The sequence below is a fragment of the Roseibaca sp. Y0-43 genome, from assembly GCF_020667835.1.
In the GTDB taxonomy this organism is placed as follows: Bacteria; Pseudomonadota; Alphaproteobacteria; order Rhodobacterales; family Rhodobacteraceae; genus Roseinatronobacter.
Map to the genome: position 1 here is coordinate 72876 of NZ_JAFMPR010000002.1, position 13191 is coordinate 86066.

At 65.4% G+C, this 13191-nt stretch carries 12 protein-coding genes and 1 pseudogene; 3 read left to right on the plus strand and 10 right to left on the minus strand.

Features of this window, described 5'->3' with window-relative positions:
* Positions 1-59: 59 nt before the first annotated feature.
* The 9 genes and pseudogenes from J1C52_RS02645 to J1C52_RS02685 form a co-directional block, all read right to left on the minus strand.
* Entirely contained in the window at positions 60-1286 is a 1227-nt protein-coding gene (locus J1C52_RS02645; RefSeq protein ID WP_227426379.1) for a multidrug effflux MFS transporter, read from the minus strand.
* A complete protein-coding gene (locus tag J1C52_RS02650) occupies positions 1283-1909 on the minus strand; it encodes a DsbA family oxidoreductase (protein WP_227426380.1) in 627 nt (208 codons plus the stop codon). Before J1C52_RS02650 ends, J1C52_RS02645 begins: the two co-directional genes overlap by 4 nt.
* Positions 1896-3358: pseudogene (locus J1C52_RS02655) on the minus strand (class I adenylate-forming enzyme family protein). The gene J1C52_RS02650 and the pseudogene J1C52_RS02655 overlap by 14 nt, the downstream one beginning before the upstream one ends.
* Positions 3359-3423: 65 nt before the next feature.
* Positions 3424-3858 (minus strand): GFA family protein, encoded by a 435-nt coding sequence (locus tag J1C52_RS02660; RefSeq protein WP_227426381.1) that lies wholly within the window; start codon positions 3856-3858, stop codon positions 3424-3426.
* Positions 3845-6028: an RNA degradosome polyphosphate kinase gene (locus tag J1C52_RS02665; protein ID WP_227426382.1), complete on the minus strand. Its 2184-nt coding sequence runs from the start codon at positions 6026-6028 to the stop codon at positions 3845-3847. Before J1C52_RS02665 ends, J1C52_RS02660 begins: the two co-directional genes overlap by 14 nt.
* 46 nt (positions 6029-6074) lie before the next feature.
* Positions 6075-7028, minus strand: coding sequence for an META domain-containing protein (locus tag J1C52_RS02670; protein WP_227426383.1), 954 nt, complete (start codon positions 7026-7028; stop codon positions 6075-6077).
* A 119-nt stretch (positions 7029-7147) separates the two neighbouring features.
* Positions 7148-7816, minus strand: coding sequence for an AAA family ATPase (locus J1C52_RS02675; protein WP_227426384.1), 669 nt, complete (start codon positions 7814-7816; stop codon positions 7148-7150).
* Positions 7813-8874 carry an AI-2E family transporter gene (locus J1C52_RS02680; protein WP_227426385.1) on the minus strand — a complete coding sequence of 354 codons (1062 nt, stop codon included), beginning with the start codon at positions 8872-8874 and terminating at the stop codon, positions 7813-7815. Before J1C52_RS02680 ends, J1C52_RS02675 begins: the two co-directional genes overlap by 4 nt.
* 21 nt (positions 8875-8895) lie before the next feature.
* Positions 8896-9318: a tellurite resistance TerB family protein gene (locus J1C52_RS02685; RefSeq protein ID WP_227426386.1), complete on the minus strand. Its 423-nt coding sequence runs from the start codon at positions 9316-9318 to the stop codon at positions 8896-8898.
* 111 nt (positions 9319-9429) lie between these two features.
* Here J1C52_RS02685 and J1C52_RS02690 point away from each other — a divergent pair, with 111 nt between their 5' ends.
* Positions 9430-11049: a lysine--tRNA ligase gene (locus J1C52_RS02690; protein WP_227426387.1), complete on the plus strand. Its 1620-nt coding sequence runs from the start codon at positions 9430-9432 to the stop codon at positions 11047-11049.
* 5 nt (positions 11050-11054) lie between these two features.
* On the plus strand, positions 11055-11783 hold the full coding sequence (locus J1C52_RS02695) for a ZIP family metal transporter (RefSeq protein WP_227426388.1): 729 nt from the start codon (positions 11055-11057) through the stop codon (positions 11781-11783).
* Here J1C52_RS02695 and J1C52_RS02700 read toward each other — a convergent pair.
* Positions 11780-12649, minus strand: coding sequence for a CHAD domain-containing protein (locus J1C52_RS02700; RefSeq protein ID WP_227426389.1), 870 nt, complete (start codon positions 12647-12649; stop codon positions 11780-11782). The two genes, J1C52_RS02695 and J1C52_RS02700, sit on opposite strands and share 4 nt — an antisense overlap.
* A gap of 139 nt (positions 12650-12788) precedes the next feature.
* Here J1C52_RS02700 and J1C52_RS02705 point away from each other — a divergent pair, with 139 nt between their 5' ends.
* On the plus strand, positions 12789-13190 hold the full coding sequence (locus tag J1C52_RS02705; RefSeq protein WP_227426390.1) for a DUF4864 domain-containing protein: 402 nt from the start codon (positions 12789-12791) through the stop codon (positions 13188-13190).
* The last annotated feature ends 1 nt before the right edge of the window (position 13191 follow it).

Genomic DNA, 13191 nt, shown 5'->3' on the forward strand with positions numbered 1-13191 from the left:
AGCGTCCCGCAGTCCGACCCTGCGCGCAAGCCACGCTTGCGTGAGTTGTGCGGCCAGAGCTATTCCGCCGCGACCTCTGGTGCCAGTTTGCGCGCCCAAAGCATCAGCGCGAGCGCCGTGCAGGCGCAAAAGGCCATGCCTGTAATCAGCGGCATGGGCGTGCCGTTATAGGCCAGCGATATCGGCACCGCGACCATGACCGACCCCACGGTCGAGAGCGACTGCACAACCGCGGACCCGATGCCCGCCATATGCCCCAACGGTTGCAGCGCAAGCGCGTTCAGGTTGCCGAAGGTCAGCCCGATGGAGAAGAACGCGCTGCACATGAAGGCGAAAAAGAACGCGAAATCCCACGGCGCGGGCAGGTTGAGTTGCAAAAGGCCCAGAAAGAAGATCGACACGCTCGCTTGCCACAGAAAGGCCGCCGTGGCGATCCGCTTCATGCCCAGCCGCATGACCAGTTTCGAATTGACCACGCTCGCGCTGCCCGCGACCAGCGCGGTCAGCCCGAACCACAAGGGAAAGCTTGCCGCGCGGTCATAGACATCGGCAAAGATCATCGGCAGGTTCGACAGCCATGCGAACAGCGGCGCGAAGGCAAAGACCAGCGTGACGACATAGATCATAACGGCGGGCGTGGTCGTGATCTCGACCAGCGCGGCCCAGATGTTGCGAATGCTCAGCGGGCGGCGGCGTTCGGGCGGCAAGCTCTCGGGCTGGCGCAGCGTCAGCCATGCGCCAGAAAGCAGGCCAAAGCCCACGAAGGCCAGGAATATCGCGCGCCAATCGGCCAGCCAGATGATTGCCGCGCCCACCGACGGAGCAAGCGCCGGGACCAGCACGAAGAGCGTCATGATAAGGCTTGTGACCCGCGCCATGGCGCGCCCTTCATAAAGGTCGCGCACCATCGCGGTCGCGACCACGCGCGGGGCCGCGGCGCCTAAGCCCTGAATGAAGCGCGCGGCCAGCAGGCCTTCGATGCTTTGCGCCTGCATCGCGGCCAGTGCGCCCGCGATATAAATCGTGATGCCCACCAACAGCACCGATTTGCGCCCGAACGCGTCTGAAATCGGCCCGCATACCAGCGTGCCGATCCCCATCCCCAGCACGAAACTGGTGATGACCAACTGCCCCGTTTGCGGTGCATCGGGCGAAAGCTCTGCGCCGATCGTGGGCAGCGCGGGCAGCATGGCGTCGATGGAAAAGGCGACCGATGACATCATCAGCGCCATCAGCGCCACGAACTCGCCAAAGCGCAGGGACCGGGTGGGGCGCGGCCAGTTCACGACTGTTCCGCCAATTCGTCGATGACCTGCATCCACAACTCGGCCGGTTGCGCGCCCGGCACCGCGTGCTGGCCCGCCACCACGAAGAACGGAACGCCCTGAATACCGCGCGCGCGGGCGGTGCGGTCGGCCTCGATGACCGCGTCACGATCCGCGCCCGCGTCCAGCAGGCGGGCGGTCAGGTCCGCGTCCATACCGATGCTATTGGCGATGTCCAGAAGCACCTCGCGCGCGCCAATATCGCGGCCTTGCTGGAAATAGGCACGGAACAGCGCGCTGACAGCCGCGTTCTGCTTGCCCTCCAGCCCCGCCCAATGAATGAGCGCGTGGGCGGCGGCGGTGTTGGGCTGGCGCGTGATCGCGGGCAGGTTCAGGTTTAGCCCCAGTGCCTCGGCGCGTTCCACGATGGGGCGATAGGCGTCGACCAGCCGCTCGCCGAATTTCAGCTCCAGATACTCCTGCCGGTCCATCCCGTCCGCTGGCATGTCGGGGTTCAGCATGAACGGGTGCCATGTGACCGCGAAAGGGTGGTTCGGGCGTGCTTCCAGCGCGCGTTCCAGCGCGACCTTGCCGATAAAGCACCACGGGCAGACCGGGTCGGAATAGATCTCAAGAGTTATCATCATCGGCCCTGAACTGATCGCGCAAGCTGCGCCGGGAAAGCTTGCCATTCGCCCCGCGCGGCAGGCTGGGCATATGGCGATAGAGTCGCGGCTGCTTGTAGCGCGCCAGCCGCTCGGCTGCAAAGGCAGAGAGGTCGTCCTCGTCCAAGGGCAGCGCGGCGGTGTAGAAAGCGGCAATGATCCGGACATCGGGGCGGATTTCGACATCTGTCACGGCGATGTCGTCGATCTGCGGGTGCCCGGCCAAACTGGCCTCCACCTCTAGCGGCGACACGCGAAAGCCGCCCGCGTTCATCATGTCATCGTCGCGGCCCAGATATGTCACCGCGCCATCTTCGGCTTGCGCGACGCGGTCGCCGGTCAGGAACCATTCGCCTTGCAAGGGCAGGTCAAGCCCATCCGGCCCCAGATAACCCAGCATCAGCCCCGGATCGCTGCGATGGATGGCAAGGATGCCGTCCTGCACCGCGATGCGCCGCCCGTCTTGCGGATAGCCCAGCGCCCCCGGCGGTGCGGGCCGGGCGGGGCTGCCAGAGATATAGGTCGAGCATTCGGACATGCCGAGCGCCTCATAGATCATGGTGCCCGTGGCCGCATTCCAAGCCGCGCGCGTGGCCTCTGGCAATTTCTCGCCTGCCGACAGGCCGTGACGCAGGCGGGGCAGATCGCGGACCCGGCCCCCGTCAAGAAGCTGGCGGTAGACACCCGGCACAGCGGCGAAGATCGTCGCGTCATGGCGGCGCATCAGCAGGCCCATGGGCGCACCGGGCGCGCAGACCAGCGCGGTTGCGCCTATGGCCCATGGGTCCAACAGGCCCGTGCCCAGCGTATAGGTCCAGTTGAACGCGCCCGCGTGCATCATCCGGTCGTCGGGCCGCAGCCCATACCAGCCATCCCACATCATCCGCCGCGCCCAGACGGCGCGATGGGCGTGAACGACGGCACGCGGCCGCCCGCCGCTGCCAGAGGTGAAGACGATGTAGCCGGGCCGGTCGGGCGACCCCATGTCATAGGCGCAGGGCGGCAGCTCGCGCATGGCGCGCAACCGCTCCAGCGTCAGGACCGGGGCAGGGTGGTCGGGCAGGGCGGCATCGCCGTCCCAGATGACCAGCGCGGGGTCCAGCCCTTGGGCCATGGCGGTCATCTCTGGCCCCGTCAGCGCGGTCGATGTGGGCACGGGCACCAGACCCACGGCAATCGCGCCCAAGAAAGCCAGCGGGAAATCCACGCTGTTGCCCAAGCGCAAAAGCACGCGCGCGCCGGGGGGCAGGCCCAGTGCCGCAAGCCCCGCGCCCGTGCCGCGCACGGCAGCGTCCAGCCGCGCGTAAGACCAGCGCGTTCCGCCCCGCTTGCGCGCAGGATTTCCAGCGCGATCTTGTCGGGCGTCGCTTGACCTGCGGCCAGCACATAGGCGGCCATGTTGAACGGGGCGGGGCAGGGCGTGCTCATGCGCTGTCATAGGCTTGTGGCCATGTGGGAATCAAGACCCAGCCCATATCGCAAAAGGCGGAAGATCACCCCGGCAGCCCGTCGATCCTTGGCACCTTGTCCAAGCCCCTGTCCCACTCCGCGCGGCTGGCGCAGCAGATATGTGCATCAGGCGATGTGCTGACGGGCGTATCAAGCGATCCGGCGGGCACGGCAAGCGTGCCGTCCTTGGCCAGAAGTGGCAGGGCAGACCCGCATCTGCCACAAAAGCATTTGCCGTGCCGCGTGCCGGGAAGGTGATAGGTCCGCACGCAGGTCTCGCCCGACAGCCAGACAAGCCGCGCCTGCGACGCGAACAGCGTCGCGGCATGGGCCGATCCGCTATCCTTGCGGCAGCGCGTGCAGTGGCACAGGAAAAAGGCCTCGAATGCGCCCTCTATCCGGAAGCGGACCGCGCCGCACAGGCATGACCCGTGCGCCACGTCACCCATGCGGTGGGCCTGTCCTTCAATCATCCCCATGCGTCAGTTCCGGCACGTCATCGGCCCCGGCCGATCCGCGCCCCGAGAGCGAGGGGTTTTCCATGAAGAAGCGGTGACAGTTGAACAGCCGCCGTTCGTCGCCTTCTTCCGGCAGCATCCGCAACGCCGGGCCTTGGGGTTGCAGCACCCAGCTTTGCGCCTCGTCGGCCAGATTGGCGGCCATCACCTGCCGCACGATCTGCGCCTTGACGGTGGGGTTCATGATCTCGACCAGGGTTTCCACCCGGCGGTTCAGGTTGCGGCCCATCCAATCGGCGGAGGAGATGAACACCCGCGCCTGCCCCGATGGCAGGGCCGCGCCATTGCCGAAGCAGACGATGCGGGAATGCTCCAGAAAGCGCCCCACGACCGACTTGATGCGGATATTCTCGGACAGACCCTTGATGCCGGGGCGCAGGCCGCAGATGCCGCGAATGACAAGGCTGATCTTCACGCCCGCGCGGCTTGCGTCATAGAGCGCGTCGATCACGTCAGGCTCTATCAGCGAATTCATCTTGGCCCAGATCGCGGCGGGGCGGCCCGCGCGGGCATTCTCGGCCTCTGCCGCGATCAGTGACAACAGGCGCGGCTTGATGCCCTTGGGAGAGATCGCAAGATTTTCCAGCCGCGCGGGTTCGGCATAGCCCGAGACATAGTTGAACACCCGTGCCGCATCGCGCCCCAGTGCCGCGTCGCAGGTAAAGAGCGACAGGTCTGTATAGATGCGCGCGGTGATCGGGTGGTAATTGCCGGTGCCCCAATGGGTATAGGTCACAAGCCGGTCGCCTTCGCGGCGCACCACGGTGCTGATCTTGGCGTGTGTTTTATAGTTCACGAAGCCATAGACCACATGCGCCCCCGAGCGTTCCAGCCGGCGCGACTGGCGGATATTCGCGGCCTCGTCGAAGCGCGCCTTCAGCTCGACCAGCGCGGTCACGGATTTGCCATCCTCGGCGGCCTCGCACAAGGCTTCCACGATGGGGCTGTTGCGCGAGGTGCGGTACAGCGTTTGCCGGATCGCCAGCACATCGGGATCGCGCGCGGCCTGTTGCAGGAAGCGCACCACCATGTCGAAGGTCTCATACGGGTGGTGCAGCAGCATGTCCTTTTGGCGGATCGCGGCGAACATGTCGCCGTCATGGTCCTGCACGCGTTCGGGCACGCGCGGGCTGAAGCTGGGCCACAAAAGGTCGGGGCGTTCATCCAGCACCAGCTCTTTCAGGGTCGAGATCCCCATGATGCCCTCGACCTCGACCACCTCTTCGGCAGAGACGCGCAGCTTTTCCATGACCATTTCGCGCAGATCGTCAGGCGCGCCATGCGACAGTTTCATGCGCACCACTTCGCCCCGACGGCGGCGTTTCAGCGCGACCTCGAACTCGCGCACAAGGTCTTCGGCTTCTTCCTCGACCTCCAGATCGCTGTCGCGCAGCACCGAGAAGGTGCATGACCCGCGCAGGGTGTAGCCGGGAAACAGGCTGTCCAGCTCGGCCAGGATCAGCTCTTCCAATGGCAGCAGGCGCACGGGGTTGCTGCCCACGCGCACGAAACGGTCGATCTGGCTGGGAATGGGCACCAGCGCGTCCAATTGGCGGCCGGTTGGGTCTTCGAGTTCCAGCGCCAGCGAAAAACCCGCGTTCGGGATGAAGGGAAACGGGTGCGCGGGGTCGATTGCAAGCGGCGAGAGCACCGGGAAGACATGGTCGAGATACCAGTCTTGCAGCCCGCTGCGGTCCGCATCGGTCAGGTCGTGGCGCGACAGGATCAGGATGCCCTCGGCGGCCAGAAGCGGGCGCAGGGCGGCCCAGACCTCTTGCTGTTTGCTCATCAGGCGGCGCGCATCCTCGTCGATCAGCACAAGCTGTTCGGCGGGGGTTTTCCCGTCATCCGAGGGCGTGGAATGCCCCGCCCGCGCCAATTCGCGCAGGCCCGCGACGCGCACGGTATAGAATTCGTCCAAATTGGTGGCCGAGATCGACAGGAAGCGCACACGTTCCAGCAGCGGCACGCGGGGGTTCATCGCCTCTTCCAGCACCCGCCAGTTGAACGCGAGCCACGACAATTCGCGGTTAAAGAACCGATCCGGCCCGGTCGGGTCGAAATCCGGCAGGGTCACGGGTTCGGGAAACGGGCTGGACAGAAAATCTGCCGAAGGGGTTTGCTGGGTCATGGCTGTCGCATAATCGGGGAATATGTCGGTTCTGTAACGGTTGGCGCTATTGGCGTCGGGCGTCGATCAGGGGCGCGCCGCCCGCGGTCAGGGTCAGCCGCCCGGTTTCTGGCACAAGGCGGTAGCCATCGACCCGGTCAAGCGCGCGGGCGAAGCGCTGCTCTTGCGCCATGGTCTGCTCGGAACAGGCCATTCGGGTGCTGGCGATGCGCCCGAAGGCCAGAATGCCGCCATGGCGCTGGAACCCGCCGATCAGCCGGTTGCAGCCCACGGTGGCCGAGAACCTGCCATCGGCGAAGAAAACCAGTTCCGTGCGCGATGGAAACAGTGCCGCCGTGCCGTCGATCTGGGTCAGGTTCCAGATCCCTTGGGTCAGCTCGTCATCGCCGCGCAGCACCTGGCACTCGGCCAGTTCCGCCCCGTCAATGCGCAGCATCGCCGTGCCGTCTTGCAGCCGGGCAGAGGTGGCGGGATTGGCCGGGTCTTCGAAATAGAGGCCGCTGTCGGCCGCGCGCGGGGCAAGGGTCAGCACCTGCTCGTTGAAGCGCAGGCGCAGCGCTTCGGGCAAAAAGCCGATCTCGACATATTGCGCGCCGCAATTCAGCAGCCCGGCAAGCCCCATTTCGGGCGTGGTCAGCGCACGCAGGGGGGGCAGGTCCAGCGGGTCGGTGCCGGGCTCTAGAACGATGGGTTCGGTCAGCCAGAGCGCGCCGCCGGGCACGCGCAAGCCCGCGCGCAAGATCAGCCTGAGGTCGGTGGGGGCGTCCAGCACGAAGGCGAAAGGGCTTTGCGCATCGCCCGCATCCATCCGGTTTGTGGCGACCGGCTTGTCCTGCATATCGGCCAGATCGACCATGAAGCTGGTGCCGAAGGGCAGGGCGATACGTTCCGAGAGCACGACCTCTCCGCTGATCTGGCGGGTGGCCGCCCCCTCTGTCTGGGGCTGGGCCGGAAGCGCCGCCAGCACAAGGCCAAGGGCAAGGGTCAGGGCACGGATCACGGAATTTGCCTCGGATCATTTGAAATGTGTTTTCAACACACTAAGCGCGGCCCCGGCGCACGGCAAGCGGGTCCGGCCACAAAGCCCGTGACGATTGCGCGAGAGAGCGCGGCTTTGCCCTAAGCCCCGTCCAGAAGTTCCGCCGCCAAGGCGCGCCCGATGGGCTTGCCGCGCGCCAGCGCCTCGGCATCGAGCCTTGCGACCAAGCTTTGCGCGGCAGCAAGCGAGCGTTCCATCCGGGGCAGAAGATACGGGATCAGCGTGTCGGGAATGCCGACCTGCCGATCTGCGAACAGCTTTTCCAGCACGGCGGCCAGCAGCGCGTCATCGGGGGGCGCCAGCGCCACATGGGTGCAGGCAGACAGGCGCGAGGCCAGGTCAGGCAGCCGCACGCCCCAGTCGCGCGCAGGCGCGCGGGCGGTCAGCAGAACCTCTGCCCCGTTGGCGGCGGCAAGGTTCAGCAGGTGAAAAAGCGCGGTCTGGCCTGCCTCTGTTTCGGCCACGCGCGCGGCGTCGTCCAGCCAAAGCGCGGGCGCTTGGCCAAGGGCGGCGATGTCGGCCTGCGCAAGGTTTTCGCCGGTCAGGCGCGCGGCTCCATGCGCGTCGGCCCAGATCTGCCCCAGATGCGACTTGCCCGCCCCTTCCGGCCCGTGCAGCACCAACCGCCCGCCGGGCAGGGGCAGGGCCAGCAGCCCAAGGGCCGCCGCGTTACAGGCGCTTGGCACGAAACTGGCGCGGTCCATCCGCGCGGGCAGGTCCAGCGCGAAGGTCTTCTGGCGGGGTGTCATGGCTGCCCGCCACCTTTGCCGTAAAGCTTGCTGTCCATGTATTGGCTGACCCCGAAGCGCACCAGCACACCCACGCTGGCGGCCAAGGGCACGGCGATCAACATGCCGGTAAAGCCCAGAAGCGTACCAAAGGCAGAGACCGCGAATAACAGCCACACGGGATGCAGTTGCACCGAGTTGCCCACGATGCGCGGCACAAGGATGTTGCCTTCCAGCACCTGCCCAAAGGCGAAAACGGCCAGCACAAGCCCGATCTCGACCGGGCTGCCCCAGAACTGCCACAGCCCCACGCCGATGGCCAAAACGCCGCCAAGAATAGCCCCGATATAGGGGATGAAGGAAATCAGCCCCGCCGTCACGCCAATCGCCAGCCCGAATTGCAGCCCGATCAACCCCAGCGCGGTGGCATAGTAAGCGGCAAGGATGAAACACACGGTCATCTGCCCGCGCACGAAACCGGCGATGCTTTTGTCGATCTCGCCAGCCAGACGGCGCAGCACGGGCGCGTGCTGGCGCGGCAGCAGATCGTCGATCTGGCGCACAAGGCGTTCCCAGTCCAGCAGCAGGTAAAAGGCCACGACCGGCGTGACCACCAGAAAGACCAGCGCATTCACGAAGCCAGAGACAGAGCGCAACACGCCCTGCGCAAGTGCCGCACCGCGGTCGCGGATCGCCTCGCCGATCGAGGAGAGCGAGTTGCGCAAGGTCTGTTCCAGTTGCGCAATGTCGGGAAAGCGCGCGGTCAGGAATTCTTGCAGCCGCGCGAACAGGTCCGGCGCGGTTTCAGAGAATTGCACCACCTGCGAGATGACCGCCGGGATCACCAGCACCCCCGCCAGCACCACCGCACCGATGGCCAGCGCCATCAGCGCCGAAACCGCCAGCGTGCGCGGCACGCCCCGGTCTTGCAGCTTGGTGACAACCGGGTTCAGGAAATAGGCAATCGCCATACCGGTGATGAAGGGCAACAAAACGTCGCCCATCACCCATAAAAGGGCGATGAACAGCACCCCGGCAATGCCCCAGTAGCGCAATTGCTGGTCGATGGGCATGGCCATGGGGCGGCTCCTTCCGGGTGATTACAGCGTCATGTGGCGCGCGCGCGCGCCGCGTTCGATGGCGGCGGCGTGCAGCCGGTCGATCCCCAGCTCATAGCGGATTTCCTCCAGCAAGCGCAATTCGGTCTGTGTCAGCGTGCCATCTGCGGCGGCCACGTCGCAGGCAAGCGCATAGGCGGTTTCGAACAAACGCTCTGGCAGGTTGTCGCGGATCAGCCCGAACAACGCGTCCAGCCCGTCGGTTTCCTCGAACAGCTCGAACACGGTCTGCCCGATGCTGCGGATACGGTCGGTGTCATACTCGGCAAAGATCGGCAGGTGGTTCACCAAGGTCTGGATGGCGACCAACTCTGCGGTATCAATGCTTTGGTCGGCGGCAGAGACCGCGATCATCACCGCCACAAGGCTGTCTTGCGGTGACATCGGATGCGGAAGCGGGGCCATGTTTATTGTCCTGTCTATGCTCTGTGCGGGTGCAGAATATTGACGCGGGCGCGCCGCCGCAATAGGAACCGGGCCCAGACCCTGCACCCCCACACGGAAGTGACCGACCCCATGTCCAGCCTGCGCGATGCTGCCCTGACCTCGAAAGCCTGGCCGTTTGAAGAGGCCCGCAAACTCGCGGCACGCTACAAGGACAAGGCCCCGGAAAATGGCTATGTGCTGTTCGAGACCGGCTATGGCCCGTCGGGCCTGCCGCATATCGGCACTTTTGGCGAGGTGGCGCGCACCACCATGATCCGCCGCGCGTTCGAGACGATCAGCGACATCCCGACCCGGCTGATCTGTTTCTCTGACGATATGGACGGGATGCGCAAGGTGCCCGACAACGTGCCCGACCCTGACGCTTTGCGCGCACATCTGCAAAAGCCGCTCACCTCCGTGCCCGACCCGTTCGGCAAGTTCGAAAGCTTCGGCCATCACAACAACGCCATGCTGCGGCGGTTTCTGGACACGTTCGGGTTTCAGTATGAGTTCATCTCGGCCACCGACTATTACAAATCCGGCCAGTTGGATGCCGTGCTGCTGCGCGCGGCGGAACGCTATGACGAGCTGATGGCGGTGATGCTGAAATCCCTGCGCGAGGAGCGCCAGCAGACCTATTCCATCTTCCTGCCCATCCACCCGGAAACCGGGCGCGTTCTGTATGTGCCGATGAAGCATGTGGATGGCGCCAAGGGCGAGATCACATTCGACGACGAAGAGGGCCGCGAATGGACGCTGCCGGTGACGGGCGGGCATGTGAAGCTGCAATGGAAGCCCGATTTCGGCGCGCGTTGGGCCGCTTTGGGCGTCGATTTCGAGATGTATGGCAAGGACCATGCCGCCAACACGCCGATCTATGACCGGATTTGCGAAATTCTGGGCGGACGCAAGCCCGAGCATTACATCTACGAGTTGTTCCTTGACGAGAATGGCGAGAAGATCTCGAAATCCAAGGGCAACGGCATCAGCATCGACGAATGGCTGACCTATGCCAGCACGGAGTCGCTTGCCTATTACATGTTCCTGAAGCCGCGCACCGCGAAGCGGCTGTCCTGGGACGTGATCCCGAAAGCGGTGGATGAATATCACCAGCAATTGCGCGCCTATCCTGACCAGACGCCCGACCAGCAGGCGGCGAACCCGGTCTGGCATATCCATGGCGGGCAGGTGCCGGCGTCGGGCATGGTGGTCAGCTTCTCGCTTTTGCTGAACCTCGCCTCGGTTGCGCGCGCGCAGGACAAGGACACGCTTTGGGGCTTCATCCGCCGCTACGCGCCCGAAGCCGCGCCGGAAACGCACCCGGACCTTGACCAGGCCGCGGGCTTTGCGGTGCGCTATTTCGCCGATTTCGTGGCCCCCACCCTGAAGCCACGTGCGCCCGATGCGGCAGAACGCGCCGCACTGGAAGATCTTGCCGCAACCCTGCGCGCGATGGCGGAAACGGGTGCCGTGCCAGAGGCCCATGCAGCCGAATATGACGCGTTCAGCGAGGAACTGTTCATGTCGGTTGTGCGCGACACCGGCAAGGCGCACGGGTTCGACAACCTGCGCGCGTGGTTCAAGGTGCTTTACGAGGTGCTTCTGGGCTCGGACCAAGGCCCGCGCTGGGGCAGTTTCATCGCGCTTTACGGCCTGTCGGAAACCGTCGCGCTGATCGAGCGCGCGCTGTCAGGCGAGTTGGCGGGCTAAAGGCGATGTTGGGCGGCCTTCCGGATTGGCTGGCCGTGGTGGCGCTGACGCTGGGGGCGGGCTTGACCATGCCCTTGGGCGCGGCGCTGGGGCGCTGGCAATCGCTGCGCCCCAACTGGATGGAGACCGAGTTTCGCCACGGCGTCATCGCCTTTGGCGGCGGTGCGCTGCTGGCGGCGGTGGCCTTGGTGCTGGTGCCCGAAGGCGTGCGCCACCTATCGCCGCTGGCCGCCTGTGCGGTGCTTCTGGCGGGGGCGCTCAGCTTCATGGCGCTGGACGTCATGCTGGCGCGCAAGGGCACGCCCGCCAGCCAGTTGGTGGCCATGCTGGCCGATTACCTGCCAGAGGCGCTGGCGCTGGGGGCCACACTGGCCAGTGATGGCAAGGCAGCCCCCCTTCTGGCCCTGATAATCGCCATGCAAAACCTGCCCGAGGGCTTCAATGCCTATCGTGAATTGGCCGAACACACGGGCAAGCCGCCCAAGAAACTGGTTGCCAGTTTCGCGCTGGTGGCGCTGCTGGGTCCGGTTCTGGGGCTGGCGGGGTTTTTTCTGTTCGCCCAAGCCACAGTGCTCGTTGGCGCGATCATGTTGTTCGCGGCTGGCGGCATCCTCTACTTGCTGTTTCAGGACATCGCGCCGCAAGTGCGGCTGGACAACCATTGGGGGCCGCCCTTGGGGGCCGTGCTGGGGTTCATGCTGGGGCTGGCGGGGCAGATGCTGATCGGGGCTTAGCCCTTGCGCCATGCCTGCCAGCGGGCGCGCCACGCCTTGGCCGGGGCAGGGGCCGCGTAAAGCGCGGCGCCCATCTGCAAGGCCTGCTGCGCATGGCGCGCACGTGCGGCCAGCAAATCCCGCTCCAGCCGGGGCAGGGCGGGATCATGCGGGCAGGTCGCGCGCAGATATTGGTGCAAGACATCCAGATCGTTGTGCGCGCCAAGTGTTTTCGCCAAGGCATCGACACAAGCGATATGCGCGCGCAGGCCCGCGCGGTCGACGGGTTTGAAAAACCGCGCCTGATACCAGTGCCGTTTCAACCATTTGCGCCAGTCATGGAACGCCTCTGTGTTGTCGCTGGTCTTATGTGCCTTGGCATAGGCGCGCGCGCCCTTGGCCCATGTGCGGTCCAGATTGCGCCAGACACGCGGAGCGGTCTTGGCCGAAGGGGTGAACTTGCCCGCACCCTCTGCGAAGGTGTGCATCAGCGTGGCGAATCGCGCCATGGCGTCGGGGTCAAGTGCTGCGTCGCAGATGTCGATCTCATCCAGAAGCATCTGGCGCAGGCTGTCGAATTCACGGGGCGCGCGGCGCCGCGCGGTCAGGCTGTCGAAGGTCTCCAACATCACCTCGGCATCGCGGGCGGGGGCCAGATCTTTCGCCGCATCGCGGATGCGCGCTTGCCAGAGTGGGGCGTCCTCCCAGACGCCTTGCAGCAACCGCAACAGCCCGCGCATTTCTTTGGCGCGCTTGCGTAGCTCAAAGACGCTGGCCGCCGGGCCGCGGCGCGCCACCTCTGCACAGGCCATGCCCGCGCGCGCAGTGAGCACCGCCTGCAGGGCGGGCTTCATCTTGGGGCGGTCGGGCGGATAGGCAAGTTTCATCGGATCAGACACTCGTTAAATGACGATCCTATCAGTGTCAGACGAATATGGCACCCGCTGGGCCGATTGATGGCCTTGGGCTGAAACTGATCTGGCCGTGCTGTCGTTACGTAAACTCAGATATGCGAAAGGACATGCCATGCGCTTTCTTCCCGCCTTGTTGCTTGCCGTCTTGCTTGCCCCCGCCAGTCTGCGCGCCGAAGGCACAGCCGTTCCCGATGTGATCCGCGACCAGATCAGTGCCTTTCAGGCCGATGATTTCGCCACTGCCTTCGACTATGCCAGCCCCAATATCAAACGCCTGTTCGGCACGCCCGAACGCTTCGGGCAGATGGTGCAAAACGGCTATCCGATGGTCTATCGCCCCGCCGAAGTGCGCATGTTGGAACTGCGCGACATCGGCGGGGCCAAGGTGCAGCGGGTCATGATCCGCGACGCGCAAGGCCGCTTCCACTTGCTGGACTACCAGATGATCGAGACCGAGAACGGCTGGCAGATCAACGGCGTGCAGCTGTTGCAGGCGGCAGAGCTGGGCGTCTGAC